The organism is Pseudomonas fungipugnans (assembly GCF_029955235.1).
GTDB classification, from domain to species: domain Bacteria; phylum Pseudomonadota; class Gammaproteobacteria; order Pseudomonadales; family Pseudomonadaceae; genus Aquipseudomonas; species Aquipseudomonas fungipugnans.
Genome location: NZ_JARBWL010000002.1, coordinates 2,076,179 through 2,091,151 on the forward strand (window position 1 = coordinate 2,076,179; position 14,973 = coordinate 2,091,151).

General features: G+C 60.3%; 15 protein-coding genes. 4 read left to right on the forward strand and 11 right to left on the reverse strand.

The window, feature by feature from the left end:
* Window positions 1-109: 109 nt before the first annotated feature.
* Window positions 110-685 carry a phosphonate metabolism protein/1,5-bisphosphokinase (PRPP-forming) PhnN gene (gene phnN / locus POF45_RS24620; RefSeq protein ID WP_282316957.1) on the forward strand — a complete coding sequence of 192 codons (576 nt, stop codon included), beginning with the start codon at window positions 110-112 and terminating at the stop codon, window positions 683-685.
* Window positions 686-692: 7 nt separating this feature from the next.
* Here phnN and POF45_RS24625 read toward each other — a convergent pair whose 3' ends face one another.
* Together POF45_RS24625 and POF45_RS24630 are read right to left on the reverse strand one after the other, a co-directional pair.
* Window positions 693-1,268 (reverse strand): PIN domain-containing protein, encoded by a 576-nt coding sequence (locus POF45_RS24625; RefSeq protein ID WP_259500818.1) that lies wholly within the window; start codon window positions 1,266-1,268, stop codon window positions 693-695.
* Window positions 1,265-1,732, reverse strand: coding sequence for a helix-turn-helix domain-containing protein (locus tag POF45_RS24630; RefSeq protein ID WP_259503120.1), 468 nt, complete (start codon window positions 1,730-1,732; stop codon window positions 1,265-1,267). The genes POF45_RS24625 and POF45_RS24630 overlap by 4 nt, the downstream gene beginning before the upstream one ends.
* A 288-nt stretch (window positions 1,733-2,020) precedes the next feature.
* Here POF45_RS24630 and POF45_RS24635 point away from each other — a divergent pair, with 288 nt between their 5' ends.
* Together POF45_RS24635 and POF45_RS24640 are read left to right on the forward strand one after the other, a co-directional pair.
* Window positions 2,021-2,233 (forward strand): type II toxin-antitoxin system HicA family toxin, encoded by a 213-nt coding sequence (locus POF45_RS24635; RefSeq protein ID WP_282316958.1) that lies wholly within the window; start codon window positions 2,021-2,023, stop codon window positions 2,231-2,233.
* Window positions 2,233-2,637, forward strand: a complete 405-nt coding sequence (locus POF45_RS24640) for a type II toxin-antitoxin system HicB family antitoxin (RefSeq protein WP_259500821.1) — start codon at window positions 2,233-2,235, stop codon at window positions 2,635-2,637. Before POF45_RS24635 ends, POF45_RS24640 begins: the two co-directional genes overlap by 1 nt.
* Window positions 2,638-2,711: 74 nt before the next feature.
* On the opposite strand, the gene POF45_RS24645 is transcribed toward POF45_RS24640, so the two are convergent.
* Window positions 2,712-3,920, reverse strand: a complete 1,209-nt coding sequence (locus POF45_RS24645; protein WP_259500823.1) for an MFS transporter — start codon at window positions 3,918-3,920, stop codon at window positions 2,712-2,714.
* A gap of 237 nt (window positions 3,921-4,157) precedes the next feature.
* Between POF45_RS24645 and POF45_RS24650 the strand changes: the two genes are divergently transcribed.
* On the forward strand, window positions 4,158-4,775 hold the full coding sequence (locus POF45_RS24650; RefSeq protein ID WP_259500825.1) for a DUF5666 domain-containing protein: 618 nt from the start codon (window positions 4,158-4,160) through the stop codon (window positions 4,773-4,775).
* Window positions 4,776-5,013: 238 nt separating this feature from the next.
* Here the strand turns inward: POF45_RS24650 and POF45_RS24655 are convergent, their stop codons facing one another.
* The 8 genes from POF45_RS24655 to gcl form a co-directional block, all read right to left on the reverse strand.
* Window positions 5,014-6,012, reverse strand: coding sequence for a sulfate ABC transporter substrate-binding protein (locus POF45_RS24655; RefSeq protein ID WP_259500827.1), 999 nt, complete (start codon window positions 6,010-6,012; stop codon window positions 5,014-5,016).
* A 153-nt stretch (window positions 6,013-6,165) separates the two neighbouring features.
* Complete coding sequence (locus tag POF45_RS24660) at window positions 6,166-6,990, reverse strand: ion transporter (RefSeq protein ID WP_259500828.1); 825 nt, start codon at window positions 6,988-6,990, stop codon at window positions 6,166-6,168.
* A gap of 22 nt (window positions 6,991-7,012) precedes the next feature.
* Window positions 7,013-7,927 carry an urea transporter gene (locus tag POF45_RS24665; protein ID WP_282316959.1) on the reverse strand — a complete coding sequence of 305 codons (915 nt, stop codon included), beginning with the start codon at window positions 7,925-7,927 and terminating at the stop codon, window positions 7,013-7,015.
* A 188-nt stretch (window positions 7,928-8,115) separates the two neighbouring features.
* On the reverse strand, window positions 8,116-9,531 hold the full coding sequence (pyk, locus tag POF45_RS24670) for a pyruvate kinase (RefSeq protein WP_282316960.1): 1,416 nt from the start codon (window positions 9,529-9,531) through the stop codon (window positions 8,116-8,118).
* Window positions 9,521-10,801, reverse strand: a complete 1,281-nt coding sequence (locus POF45_RS24675; RefSeq protein WP_259500833.1) for a glycerate kinase type-2 family protein — start codon at window positions 10,799-10,801, stop codon at window positions 9,521-9,523. Before POF45_RS24675 ends, pyk begins: the two co-directional genes overlap by 11 nt.
* 177 nt (window positions 10,802-10,978) lie before the next feature.
* On the reverse strand, window positions 10,979-11,869 hold the full coding sequence (locus POF45_RS24680; RefSeq protein WP_282316961.1) for a 2-hydroxy-3-oxopropionate reductase: 891 nt from the start codon (window positions 11,867-11,869) through the stop codon (window positions 10,979-10,981).
* A 151-nt stretch (window positions 11,870-12,020) separates the two neighbouring features.
* Complete coding sequence (gene hyi / locus POF45_RS24685; RefSeq protein WP_259500837.1) at window positions 12,021-12,803, reverse strand: hydroxypyruvate isomerase; 783 nt, start codon at window positions 12,801-12,803, stop codon at window positions 12,021-12,023.
* A 137-nt stretch (window positions 12,804-12,940) separates the two neighbouring features.
* The gene (gene gcl / locus POF45_RS24690) at window positions 12,941-14,716 is read right to left on the reverse strand and encodes a glyoxylate carboligase (protein ID WP_259500839.1); all 1,776 of its coding nucleotides are present in this window, start codon (window positions 14,714-14,716) and stop codon (window positions 12,941-12,943) included.
* Window positions 14,717-14,973: the final 257 nt, after the last annotated feature.

Genomic DNA, 14,973 nt, shown 5'->3' on the forward strand with positions numbered 1-14,973 from the left:
AATGTTGAATGAAAGTCCGCAATCGCGAGCAAGCCCGGCTCCCACAGGTTGCACATCTCGGGTAACGTAGCCGCTGCCGAACTGGCGACACGCAACGAGGATGTTTTTGATGGCTGGCAGGTTGATCTATCTCATCGGACCTTCCGGTTCGGGCAAGGACAGCCTGTTGGACGCAGCCCGCACACGATTGGCCGAGCGGGGTTGTCGTGTCGTACGGCGGGTCATCACCCGCTCAAGCGAAGCCTTGGGGGAGGCCGCCCAAGGCGTCAGCCCCGAGCAATTTGCCGAGATGCAAAAACAGGGCGCATTCGCCCTGAGTTGGCAGGCCAACGGTCTTTCGTATGGCATCCCCCGGGAAATCGACGATTGGCTGGCGGCGGGGCAGGACGTGCTGGTCAACGGCTCCCGCGGTCATCTGCACGAAACGCGCGAACGCTACCCTGACGTGCAAGTGCTGTTGCTCACCGTGGACCTGCCTGTGTTGCGTCAGCGTCTGTTGGCGCGAGGCCGCGAATCCCTGGCGCAAATCGACGAGCGCCTGGCGCGCAATACCCAATTCAGCGAAAACCTGCTCGAAGACAATGATGCTGCGTTGTGCCTGATCGACAATTCCGGGCCGCTGGAGAATGCGGTTGAACGCTTGCTGAGTTATCTCGAGGGCGGTCGACCTGCGCCTGAACGATAAAAGATGTTCAGAGAATCGCCTGATAAAGGGTTAAAGCCTTGCTCGATTGTACCAAGCCCTGACGCAGTAACAGATTGAGGTAAGCGCTGACATCCATTGGCGGCATCTTCAGCTGCTGGCGTTGCCGTTGGGCCGCCGCAATCACCGCGGCCGGATCGAGGTCCATGAGATTGTCGACAAACTCATCTGGGTGCTGAGCCTCAATGCCATAAGGTCGTAGCACAGCGCAGGGAAAGTCTTTCTGATTGAACGTGACGATGACGCTGGCATTGCAGCGGATGGCAACTGCCAGAACATGTCGGTCATCGACATCCGGCAGCACCAGCCCATCAATCAGCGCTTCATAACCGTATACACAAGCATCGGGTATCGCCTGTTCCATCAGTCCGGATGTGCGGTCCAGCTGTTCAGGCATCAGGTCAGGGCGGTTTTTCAGCAGATTTCGTTTCCATTCGTTGTGTATTTCCTCAGACCACTTCGCCCTGAAACGCCCTGAGAGCGCAAGCCACATCAGGAAGTCTCTCAAAGGGGCGGGGTACAGCACGCAAGCGTCATATACAGCGGTAAACGGGGAATGCCTCACTCGTATCCTGTCCTTAACGCCTGTGCTTGTTCGGCGAGAAGCGTCATTGCTCGCTCGCTGGCGGTGTCGCGCCGGTTTTTATAGTCCATCAGATCGGCAAAACGCACACGTCGGTGCTTGCCGGTTTTGTGGTAGGACAAATCGCCAGATTCCAGCAGCTTGATCAGATGCGGGCGTGAGACGTTGAGCAAGTCTGCCGCTTCCTGAGTAGTCAGCTCTGCATGAACCGGAACCACTTTGACAGCGTTGCCCGCGGCGAGCTCAGCCAGAATGTCGACCAGCAGCCGAAGTGCCGAGGTTGGCAGTTCGACGCTGTGAGCCTTGTTCTGTTCGTCGAAAATCTGGATCTGTTGAGTTTCGAATCGGGTGGCCAGCCACGCAGCAAGCGTGCGTTGCCCTTCGATAGCAGCCTGAACTTCGCGCTCTATGGGCAAAGTGAGGGGGGAATGGATAACTGGCGACATGACGATTTCCAATAGTTGAATAACCAATGCTGGCAGGCTATTCGAAACAATCGAAAATCGCAATAAACGAAAAGCGGCGGTTTTTAAACCTGATTCGCCAACAATCCCGATTACGCCGTCCTGGAAAATCAGGTAGCGCGCCGACGCAGGGCTCAATCCCGGAAGGCATGGCACCCCCCCCTCAATCACACTCTGCAAAACAACCGCACGTCGTCCTCGGGATTTTTGTGCTTGAGTAAATGTAACTCTAGGGTTACTTTTGTTCAGGCCGTAGCAAGGAGGCTGATAGTGCAGAGCAGGCTATTGATGAAGGAGTTGATGGAGGCAGGCTGGACGCTGGATCGGGTCACCGGCAGTCATCACATCTTCACCCATCGTTACAACCCGTACACGATTCCCGTCCCGCACCCGAAAAAGGATTTGCCGTTCGGGACGGTCAATAGCATCAGGAGGCGCGCCGGGCTCTATTGCCCGCCGGCCAGTTACGCAGGAGATCCATAATGCAATACCCAATCTGTATCGAGTGGGGCGACGAGAACACTGCCATCGGTATTCAGATCCCCGATATTCCGGGTGCGGTAACCGCCGGGGATACCTTTGAAGACGCCTATAACGCGGCGGTCGAGATTGCCCACATCATGCTGCAGGAAATGGCCGCTGGCGGGGAGTCGATCCCGATGCCGACATCCGCTGCCACTCACCGTGGCAACCCGGAGTTCGCCGAGATGGGCTGGGGGATGCTGGAGCTGGATATCTCGCCCTACATGGGCAAGACCGAGAAGGTCAACGTGACGTTGCCTGGCTATGTCATTCAGCGCATCGACCGCTATGTGCGGGAACACAACGTCAAAAGCCGCTCGTCATTTCTGGCGGATGCGGCGATGGAGAAGCTGGTTCGGCATTGAGCCCGGGTCGCGCCGCAATCGCGGGCAAACTTGTTGCTCCAGGAGCAAGGTTTGCCCGCGATGACTTTAACGATTCAAGCGGTCGCCAACGACGGTTTCTGCGAAGCGCTGATAAACCTAAACAGCGCCAACAGCGGAAATGCACTGCCCACAATCACGATCCACAACCAGCCACCCTGTTCATACACCACGCTGGCTATCGATGAACCGAACGCGCCGCCGATGAAGATGCTGGTCATGTACAGCGCATTCAAACGGCTGCGGCTTTTGGCGTCGAGGGCATAGACCGCACGCTGGCCGAGGACCATGTTCATCTGCACGCAGAAGTCGAGCACGACGCCGGTAACGGCCAGGCCAATGACGCTGTAGGCCGGGTGGATGAAGGCCGGCAGGAAGCTCAGGCTGGCGAACACCATGGCCAGCAGCGAGGCGACGCGGGTGTGACCGGCGTCGGCCAAACGGCCGCTGATGGGGGCGGCGATGGCGCCGATGGCACCGACCAGGGCAAAGATTGCGATCTGGGTCTGGCTCAGGCCGTGATTACGCGCCAGTTCCAGCGGCACGGCGGTCCAGAACAGACTGAAGGTGGCGAACATGCAGCCCTGGTAAAACGCCCGCTGACGCAGCACCGGTTGCTGGCGCAACAGGGTCCAGAGCGATCCCAGCAATTGGCCATAGGAGGCACTGTGGTCCGGCTGGCGCTTGGGCATGGTCAGCGCCAGTACAACGCTGATCGCTGCCATCAAACCTGCCGCAATGACAAACATTGCCCGCCAGCCAAAGTGGTCAGCCACCACGCTGGATACAGGACGGGCCAACAGAATACCCAGCAGCAAACCGCCCATGATCCCGCCGACCACCCGACCGCGAGACTCTTCTGGCGCCAGATGGGCGGCCAGGGGAATAAGGATCTGCACCGACACCGAACTGAAACCCACCAGCAACGAAACCAGCAGAAACACGTTTGGCTGATCGGTAAACGCTGCCGCCAGCAGACTGGCAATCGCCACCACGGTCGTGATGATCATCAGCTTGCGGTTTTCCAGCAGGTCGCCCAGCGGAACGAGGAAGAACAGCCCCAGTGCATAACCGATCTGGGTCAGCGATACGATGAAGCTGGCCATGGTGCTGGTCAGGCCGATATCCGGCGCGATGAGGCCAATGATCGGTTGCGCATAATAGATGTTGGCAACGATGGCGCCGCAGCAGAAGGCGAACAGCAATACCATGCCGCGGGTCATTGTCGCGGTGCCGGAATGGGGCACCTGAGTTGCTGGGTTCATAACGTGTCTCGCTGAACAGAAGAAGAATGCGTGCAGGCTAAGGGCCGTGCCACAACGGCGGAAGAGGGATTGGAGTGATAGTCATCATTGCTTTGCGCGATGAATGACACCGGGGCTGTGCTGACTGCCGATGAACCTTGCGTTCGAACGTTGAGGGAGGATGATACATTTACTTACATCCTGTTCGATAGCGTGCTTGTGCTCACTTCTCACGTTCCATCACCGGAAGGTACCTCCATGAATGCAATGTTCCGTCACCTGTCTGCCATCACCCTTGCTTCGTTGTTTATCACCGGTGTCGCCCAGGCCCAGGACGCGCCGGGCACGCGTATTGGCGTACGCGGCGAAATCACCACCGTCAGTGCCGACGCCTTGAAAGTCCACACCTATAGCGGTAGCGATGTCACCGTCAACCTCACCAAGGACACCATGGTGCGTGCCGTGACTCTGGCCAACATCGAAGACATCAAGCCCGGCAGCTACATCGGCTCCGCGGCTATTCCCCAGGAAGATGGCACCCTCAAGGCGCTGGAAGTCCACGTCTTCCCACCGGAACTGGCCGGCACTGGCGACGGCCATCGGCCTTTCGACCTGGGCAAGGGCAGCAGCATGACCAACGGCAGCGTCGGCGACCTGGTGGTGAGCAATGGCCGCACCTTGACCGTCAACTACAAGGGTGGTCAGCAGAAAATCCTGGTGCCGGAAGACGTGCCCATCGTCAACCTGACGCCGGGTGATCGCAGTTTGCTGAAAGTGGGCGTGAAAATCGTCACCTTCGCCACCCAAGGGGCTGACGGCACGCTCACCGCCCAGTCGATTTCAGCCGGCAAGGATGGCGTGAAACCGCCGATGTGATGGCGGCATGGGTTAAGCAAAGAATCATGTTTCGCTGAACATCTACTGTGGGAGCGAGCTTGCTCGCGATAGCGTCTGATCAGTCGACATTGCTGTTGAATGTCATGCCGTCATCGCGAGCAAGCTCGCTCCCACAGGTTGTTCACCTTGACTACCTGGCATTGGGCCAAATCCCCCTCGCACACTCGCGCAAAAAAAGGCGACCTCTTCAGGTCGCCTTTTTTTGCGCGCTCGGGTCTTACTGACCGCTGTAGATCTGATCAAAGATCCCGCCATCATTGAAGTGGGTCTTCTGCACGGTGCGCCAGTCACCAAAGGTCTTCTCCACTGACAGGAAGTCGACTTTCGGGAAGCGATCGGTGTACTTGGCCAATACCGCCGGATCACGCGGGCGCAGGTAGTTGGCTGCGGCAATTTCCTGACCTTCTGGCGACCACAGGTACTTCAGGTATTCCTCGGCCACCGCGCGGGTGCCTTTCTTGTCGACGACTTTATCCACCACGCTTACGGGCGGCTCGGCCTCGGCGGAAACGCTCGGGTAGATCACTTCGAACTGGTCACGACCGAACTCGCGGGCAATCATTTCCGCTTCGTTTTCGAAGGTCACCAGCACGTCGCCAATCTGGTTGGTCATGAACGTCGTGGTGGCGGCACGGCCACCGGTATCCAGTACTGGCGCTTGCTTGAACAGTTTGCCTACGAATTCCTTGGCCTTGTTCTCGTCACCGCCGTTTTTCAGCACGTAGCCCCAGGCCGAGAGATAGGTGTAGCGGCCGTTACCCGACGTTTTCGGGTTCGGCACGATCACTTGCACGCCGTCCTTGAGCAGGTCGGGCCAGTCTTTCAGCGCTTTCGGGTTGCCTTTGCGGACGATGAATACCGTCGCCGAGGTGAATGGCGCGCTGTTGTTCGGCAGACGCGTGACCCAGTTGTCCGGCACCAGCTTGCCGTTGTCCGCCAGGGCGTTGATGTCAGTGGCCATGTTCATGGTGATGACGTCAGCCGGCAGGCCGTCGATGACCGAGCGCGCCTGTTTGCTGGAGCCGCCGAAGGACATCTGCAGCGTGATGTTTTCGTTGTGCTCGGCTTGCCAGTGTTTCTGGAACGCAGTGTTGTAGTCCTTGTAGAAGTCGCGCATCACGTCGTAGGACACGTTGAGCAGGGTCGGAGCGGCTTGAGCCATGCTCGCCAAGGTCAGGCCAGCGGCCAGAAGTGAGGCGCCAAAGAGTTTTTTCACTGCGCATTCCTTGTTTTATAAAATGTTCGAAACCTTGCAGGAGCTGCCGCAGCCTGCGGCAGCTCCTGCGTGATATCCGTCAGTAGTGGGGCAATTTGCCAGCAACTATAAACGGGGCACGCATAGTCGCTTAAAGATTAAAAAGCTCTGTGCTTATTCCATTTTCTTGAACAGCGCATTGCCACATCGAGAGCAGAACGCGGCACTCGGTTCATGGCTGCCTTTGTTGCACACCGGGCAGTCGTGTTGCTGCTGTTCGCCGCGCATCGCGCTGGCCAGTTCTGCGGTGAAAATCCCGGTCGGGACGGCGATGATCGAGTAACCGGTGATCATCACCATCGACGAGATGATTTGCCCCAGCACCGTCTTCGGCACGATGTCGCCGTAGCCGACGGTGGTCAGCGTGACGATAGCCCAGTAAATGCCTTTGGGGATGCTGGTAAAGCCATGCTCGGGGCCTTCGACCACGTACATCAGCGTGCCGAACACAGTCACCAGCGTGCAGACGCCGAGCAGGAACACGAGGATTTTCTGCTTGCTGCCACGCAGGGCATCGAGCAGGTAATGGGCCTGTTTCAGGTAGGGGCTGAGCTTGAGGACCCGGAAGATGCGCAGCATCCGGATGATACGGATGATCAGCAGGTACTGAGCGTCGCTGTAATACAGCGCGAGGATGCCGGGCACGATGGCCAGCAAATCCACCAGCCCATAAAAGCTGAAGGCGTAACGCAGCGGCCTGGGCGAGCAGTACAGACGCAGGATGTACTCGCCCAGAAAGATGACCGTGAACCCCCACTCGATGTACGCCAGCACGTCGGCGTAGTTCTGGTGAACCGCGTCGATGCTGTCGAGGACCACGGTCACCAGGCTGGCGAGGATGATCACCAACAAGGTGCTGTCAAAGCGCCGGCCAGCCACGGTGTCAGTCTGGAATATCATCACGTACAGGCGATGGCGCCACGTGTTGTTGCCGTTCATTCAAATCGCCCTAGGCAAGAAATCAGCGCAGCCTAGGGTGATTCTCCACGGTTTTGCAAGGTTCATTGGCGCTTGGCGCCGGACGCGATAGACGAAATCCCGCACCCACCAGCCAACTGGCGAGGATGAACGGCGCGGTCAGTGTGGCCAGGCCCATGGCCGCAAACAGCGGCATCAGCACGACGGCCAACACCATGCCCGCCAACGGCAGCCACGCTTGACGCCGTTGTTGGCTAAGGGCGAGGGCAGCCAGCACGGGGTTGTAGCCACTCAGGCCGAGCAAGGCGCTGGCAGTATCGTGATGCAGCAGGGCAAAACCCAGGCCGGCGACCGAGCCGGACAACGCCCAGAAAAAAGCCCGGCGATCGGCGATCAACAAACCGACGGCGATCAAGGCGCCCGCCAATGGATGCCCCAGAAACATCACCTGGCCCAGCGCCTTGAGCGGGGCGACGAGCAGGTTGAGGGTGTCCATTTCAACCGGCGGCGCAGGCGCGTGGGGCGCGGCGAACGCCAGCAGCAACCAGCCGAGCCCGACGAAGGGCGCGGTGTAGGCGGGCAGGTAATAAGGGTGGCGGGCGCGTTTGAGCCATTGCTGAGTGAGCATCGCACTCAGGCCGCCCGCGGCGATGATCAACGGCGGCAACAGCGCCGACCAGGGAAAATACAGGCTCAGCAGCAGACCGAGCAAAACCCCGTTGTAGCTGAACAGCCCGGCTTGTCGATCGGCCTTGGCATAACCGCGTCGTTGCGCGGTGAGCAGGCCGGCGACAGCGCCCAGCAGTGCGCCGCCGAGCAACGTCGGCGCGGTAAAAAGAATGGCTAAAAGGCACAGCAGACCGAACAGCGGATGGCGCTGGAGGAAGATCTGGCTGAAGCCGTTGAGCAGGGCAGTCGCCCAATCGGGGCAGTGGGTGTTGAAGTGGTTGGCAGGCATGATGAAGTCTGGGGGCAGAGGAAAATCAACGGTCTTGCATAAATCCTGTGGCGAGGGAGCTTGCTCCCGCTGGGCCGCGAAGCGGCCTCAAATCGGCGAATGCGGTCTTTCTATTGGACCGTCATGCCAAAGCGACGACTGCTTCGCAGCCGAGCGGGAGCAAGTTCCCTCGCCACAGGGGGCGTTCGCTAGATCAACGTCTCGATACGCAGGGAATTGGTCGACCCAGGCTGCCCGAACGGCACCCCCGCCGTAATCAGCAACGTATCTCCGCGCTGCGCCATGCCCTGGGCCTGCGCAATCTCCAGCGCCGTCGAGCACACCTCATCCACCTGCCGCAGCCGGTCATTGACTACCGAATGCACGCCCCACGCCACGCTCAGGCGGCGCGCGGTTTGCAGGTTCGGCGTCAGGTTGAGGATCGGCACCGTCGGCCGTTCCCGAGCCGCGCGCAGGCTGGAGGCGCCGGATTCGCTGTAGTTCACCAGCACGGCCACCGGCAACACGTTGCTGATGCGACGAATCGCGCAACTGATCGCATCGGACACGGTCGCCTCGGCTTTCGGCCGGCTCACGTCCAGTTGGGTCTGATAATCCGGACCGTTTTCCACCTGGCGAATGATCTTGCTCATCATCTGCACGGCTTCCAACGGGTATTCGCCGGACGCGGTTTCAGCCGACAGCATCACCGCGTCAGCCCCTTCGGCCACCGCATTGGCGACGTCAGTCACTTCGGCGCGGGTCGGCGCCGGCGAGAAGCGCATCGATTCGAGCATCTGCGTCGCCACCACCACCGGTTTGCCCAGTTCGCGGCAGGTGCTGATGATGTTCTTCTGGATCTGCGGCACGCTCTCGGCCGGGACTTCCACGCCCAGATCACCGCGAGCGACCATGATCGCATCACTCAATTCGGCGATTTCCCGCAGGTGCGTCACCGCCGACGGCTTCTCGATTTTCGCCATCAGGAACGCCTTGTCGCCGATCAACACGCGGGCCTCGCGAATGTCTTCCGGACGCTGCACGAACGACAGCGCCACCCAGTCCACGCCCAGCTCCAGGCCGAAGCTCAAGTCACGACGATCCTTGGCGGTCAGCGGGCTCAGGTCCAGCACCGCTTGCGGCACGTTCACGCCTTTGCGGTCCGACAACTCGCCGCCATTGAGCACGGTGGTGTCGATGGCGTCGGCGTATTTGCTGACCACACGCAGGCGCAGCTTGCCGTCGTCCAGCAGCAGGTCCATGCCAGGTTCGAGGGCGGCGATGATTTCCGGGTGCGGCAGGTTGACCCGGCGTTGATCGCCCGGCGTGGCATCCAGGTCCAGGCGCAAGGCCTGACCGCGATGCAGTTGCACCTTGCCGTCGACGAATTTGCCGACCCGCAGTTTCGGCCCTTGCAGGTCCATCAAAATGCCCAGCGGGTAATTCAGCTGACGCTCGACTTCACGAATCCACTGGTAGCGCTTGGCGTGATCGGCGTGGTCGCCGTGGCTGAAATTCAGCCGGAAGATGTTGACCCCGGCCTCGACCAGTTCGCGGATGTCATCGATCCCGTCGGTGGCCGGGCCGAGGGTGGCGAGGATTTTGACCTTTTTTTCAGGCGTCATGGTGTGTGCTCTCGAGAATCAGGATGGCGCGAAAATCGTTGACGTTGGTGCGGGTCGGCTCGGTGACGATCAGCGCATCGAGCGCCTCGAAATAGCCGTAGCCGTTGTTGTTATCCAGCTCATCGCTGGCGCTCAGACCGAGCGCGGCGGCGCGGGCGTAGCTGGTCGGGGTCATGATCGCGCCGGCGTTGTCTTCGGAGCCGTCGATGCCGTCGGTGTCACCGGCCAGGGCGTAGACGCCGGGCAGGCCCTTGAGGCTGTCGGTGAGGCTCAGCAGGAACTCGGCGTTGCGTCCGCCACGGCCATTGCCGCGCACGGTGACCGTGGTTTCGCCGCCGGACAAAATCACGCACGGCGCCGCCAGTGGCTGGCCGTGCTGCACGATCTGCCGGGCGATACCGGCGTGGACTTTCGCCACTTCCCGGGATTCGCCTTCCAGGTCGCCGAGGATCAGCGGACTGAAACCGGCCTGACGGCATTTCACCGCTGCCGCTTCGAGCGATTGCTGCGGGCGGGCGATCAACTGGAAATGACTGCGGGCCAGGCTTGGATCGCCGGGTTTGACGGTTTCCGATTCGGGGCTTTGCAGCCAGGTACGCACCGAGGCCGGGACCTCGATGCTGTAGCGTTTGAGAATCGCCAGCGCTTCGGCGGATGTACTCGGGTCGGCCACGGTGGGGCCGGAGGCGATGACCGTGGCGAGGTCGCCCGGCACATCGGAAATCGCGTAGGTATAAACAGTGGCAGGCCAGCAGGCCTTGCCGAGACGGCCGCCCTTGATCGCCGAGAGGTGCTTGCGCACGCAATTCATCTCGCCGATGGTGGCGCCGGATTTGAGCAGGGCCTTGTTGATCGACTGCTTGTCGGCGAGGGTGATGCCCGGTGCCGGCAGGGCGAGCAGCGCCGACCCGCCGCCAGACAGCAGGAAAATCACGCGGTCGTCTTCGGTCAGGTTGCTGACCCGTTCCAGCACGCGTTTGGCCACCGCCAGACCGGCCGCGTCCGGCACCGGGTGTGCGGCTTCGACCACTTCGATTTTTTCGCACGGGGCGCCGTGGCCGTAACGAGTGACGACCAGGCCAGAGACTTCACCCTGCCAGCAGCGCTCGACCACTTGGGCCATGGCGGCGGCGGCCTTGCCAGCACCGATGACGATCACCCGACCGCTGCGGTCTTTCGGTAAATGGGCTTCGAGGACTTGCTGCGGATGGGCCGCGTCGATGGCTGTGGCAAACAGCTCGCGCAGCAGTTGTTGCGGATCGACCGACATGGCGGGCTCCCGGGAGTTCTTGTTATTGGGATAGAGCGATGACCTATGGACAAACTCGGTCCTTGTGGGAGCTGGCTTGCCTGCGATGGCATCGCCTCGGTCTTCCTGAAAGACCGCGTCGCCTGAATCGCAGGCAAGCCAGCTCCCACAGGGGACCGAGACAGCTTCAGCCTGGTGTTATTTATCGCGAATCGAGAAGTTCGCCATGTGCTCCAGGCCCTTGATCAGTGCCGAGTGGTCCCAGTTGCTGCCACCGATGGCCGCGCAGGTGCTGAACACTTGCTGGGCGTTGGCGGTGTTCGGCAGGTTGATGTTCAGCTCCCTGGCGCCTTGCAGGGCCAGGTTCAGGTCCTTCTGGTGCAGGCTGATGCGGAAGCCCGGATCGAAGGTGCCTTTGATCATGCGTTCGCCGTGCACTTCGAGGATCTTGGAGGATGCAAAGCCGCCCATCAGCGCTTCACGGACCTTGGCTGGATCGGCACCGTTTTTCGAGGCGAACAGCAGCGCTTCGGCCACGGCCTGGATGTTCAGCGCGACGATGATCTGGTTTGCCACTTTCGCGGTTTGACCGTCGCCATTGCCACCGACCAGGGTGATGTTCTTGCCCATGGCCTGGAACAGCGGCAGCGCGCGTTCGAAGGCATCGGCATCGCCGCCGACCATGATGCTCAAGGTCGCCGCCTTGGCGCCGACTTCACCGCCGGACACTGGCGCGTCGAGGTACTGCGCGCCCTTGGCGTTGATCTTGGCGGCGAAGGCTTTGGTGGCGGTTGGCGAGATCGAGCTCATGTCGATGACGATCTTGCCTTTGCCGACACCGGCCGCAATGCCGTCGGCGCGGAACAGCACGTCATCGACCTGCGGGGTATCCGGGACCATGACGATGATGAATTCAGCTTCCTGGGCGACTTCTTTCGGGTTGGCCAGGGCGATGGCGCCAGCGGCGACCAGATCAGCCGGGGCAGCATCGTGGTGCGCCGACAGGAACAGGCTGTGACCGGCTTTCTGCAGGTTCAACGCCATTGGGTGGCCCATGATGCCGGTGCCGATAAATCCGATTTTAGCCATGAGAAAATCCTCTTGTTTTTATGTTGCTTCACGCAAATTGGGGGACTGCTTTTGTGGGAGCTTGCTTGCCTGCGATTCAGGCGACACGGTCAGTCAGGTGCACCGCGTTGATGCAATCGCGGGCAAGCCCGCTCCCACAAGGGGAATAGCGTCAGATTGCGTTATGGGTTTTCAACCAGCCCAGTCCCGCCTCAGTGGTGGTCAACGGCTTGTATTCGCAGCCGACCCAGCCCTGATAACCGATGCTGTCCAGGTGTTCGAACAGGAAGCGGTAGTTGATTTCACCGGTGCCCGGTTCGTTGCGCCCAGGGTTGTCAGCCAACTGTATGTGGTTGATCTCGCCCAGGTGCGCGGCCATGGTGCGAGCCAGGTCGCCCTCCATGATTTGCATGTGGTAGATGTCGTATTGCAGGAACAGATTGGCGCTGCCCACCTGTTCGCGAATCGACAGGGCTTGCGCCGTGTTGTTCAGGTAGAACCCAGGGATGTCGCGGGTGTTGATCGCTTCCATCACCAGTTTGATGCCCACCGCTTGCAGCTTGTCGGCGGCGTATTTGAGGTTGTTGACGAAGGTCCTTTCCACGGTGGCATCGTCGATGCCCTGCGGACGAATCCCGGCCAGGCAATTGATCTGCGTATTGCCCAGCACTTGCGCGTAGGCGATGGCCAGATCGACCCCTGCACGGAACTCTTCAATGCGGTCCGGCAGGCAGGCGATACCGCGCTCACCCTTGGCCCATTCGCCGGCCGGCAGGTTGAACAGCACTTGGGTCAGACCGTTGGCGTCGAGCCTGGCCTTGATCTCGGCCGAGCTGAAGTCATAGGGGAACAGGTATTCGACACCACTGAAGCCGGCCTTGGCGGCAGCTTCGAAACGGGCAAGAAAATCCTGTTCGGTGAACAGCATGGACAGGTTGGCTGCGAAACGCGGCATGGTGGTCTCCCGTATAGGTATGGGGCCCCCTGTGGGAGCGAGCCTGCTCGCGAAAGCGGTGTGTCGGTCAACATCTGTGTTGAATGTGAAACCGTCTTCGCGAGCAGGCTCGCTCCCACAGTGGGAACGTTCAGTCGTTAATCAAGCAACGAAATCGCCGTTGGCGCATCGTTGCCGACCAGCGCCAGGTCTTCGAATTCGTTGACGGCGTTGATCTCGGTGCCCATGGAAATGTTGGTCACACGCTCCAGGATAATCTCGACAATCACCGGCACCTTGAACTCTTCGATCAGCTCCTGGGCCTTGCGCAGGGCCGGCTGGATCTGACCTGGTTCGAACACCCGCAGTGCTTTGCAGCCAAGGCCTTCGGCGACGGCGACGTGATCGACACCGTAACCATTGAGCTCCGGCGCGTTCAGGTTATCGAAGGACAGCTGCACGCAGTAGTCCATGTCGAAACCGCGTTGAGCCTGACGAATCAGCCCCAGGTACGAGTTGTTCACCACCACGTGGATGTACGGCAGTTTGAACTGCGCGCCCACCGCCAACTCTTCAATCATGAACTGGAAATCATAGTCGCCTGACAGCGCCACTACTTTGCGGCTCGGATCTGCCTTGACCACGCCCAGCGCTGCCGGGATGGTCCAGCCCAACGGACCGGCCTGGCCGCAGTTGATCCAGTGACGCGGCTTGTAGACGTGCAGGAACTGCGCGCCGGCAATCTGCGACAGACCAATGGTGCTGACGTAGCAGGTGTCCTTGCCAAACACCTGGTTCATCTCTTCGTAAACGCGTTGCGGCTTGACCGGCACGTTGTCGAAGTGGGTCTTGCGCTGCAGGCTGGCCTTGCGTTGCTGGCAGTCTTGCAGCCAGGCGCTGCGGTTTTTCAGCTTGCCGGCGGCTTGCCATTCGCGAGCGACTTCGATGAACACGGTCAGCGCAGCAGCGGCGTCGGAAACGATGCCCAGGTCCGGGGTGAACACGCGGCCGATCTGCGTCGGCTCGATGTCAACGTGAATGAACGTGCGACCTTCGGTGTACACATCGATCGAACCGGTGTGACGGTTGGCCCAACGGTTACCGACGCCCAGCACCACGTCCGACTTGAGCATCGTCGCGTTGCCATAGCGGTGCGAAGTCTGCAGACCGACCATGCCGACCATCAACGGGTGATCGTCCGGGATCGTGCCCCAGCCCATCAGGGTTGGAATGACCGGAATGCCGGTCAGTTCGGCGAATTCCACCAGCAGCTCGCTGGCGTCGGCATTGATGATGCCACCACCGGCGACCAGCAACGGGCGCTCGGCTTTGTCCAGCATCGCCAGGGCCTTTTCCACCTGAATGCGGGTCGCGCTCGGCTTGGCCAATGGCAGCGGCTGGTAGGCGTCGATATCGAATTCGATTTCAGCCATCTGCACGTCGAACGGCAGGTCGATCAGCACCGGACCTGGACGGCCGGAGCGCATTTCATAAAAGGCTTTCTGGAAGGCGTAAGGCACCTGGCCTGGCTCCATGACGGTGGTTGCCCACTTGGTCACGGGCTTGACGATGGCGGTGATGTCGACAGCCTGGAAGTCTTCCTTGTGCATACGGGCGCGGGGTGCCTGCCCGGTGATGCACAGAATCGGGATCGAGTCGGCCGAGGCGCTGTAGAGCCCGGTGACCATGTCGGTACCGGCAGGCCCGGAAGTGCCGATGCACACGCCGATGTTACCGGCCTTGGTGCGGGTGTAGCCCTCGGCCATGTGCGAGGCGCCTTCAACGTGGCGAGCGAGCACGTGATCGATGCCACCGACCTTCTGCAGGGCGGAGTACAGCGGGTTGATCGCGGCGCCCGGGATGCCAAAAGCGGTATCAACCCCTTCGCGGCGCATCACCAGAACGGCGGCTTCGATTGCTCTCATTTTGCTCATGGTTTTGTGCCTCTTACGTTTTGTAATTGTATACAAGTGGCTTTGCGCAGAGTTTATTCACGGCGGACGGCGCAGGTCAATCCATTTTCTCAAGCGTCTGTTTCATTCGTCGGAAGCCCGTTCTGCTGTGGCTTTTCGTCGCATGTGGCGCTTTTCGAAAATTATTGTATACAAAAAATTAAACCATTGTGTTCTATTTGTACCATCGAGCTGCGGCACAAACGCGCAGCTCCACCGCTTTCCCTATAACAAAATGA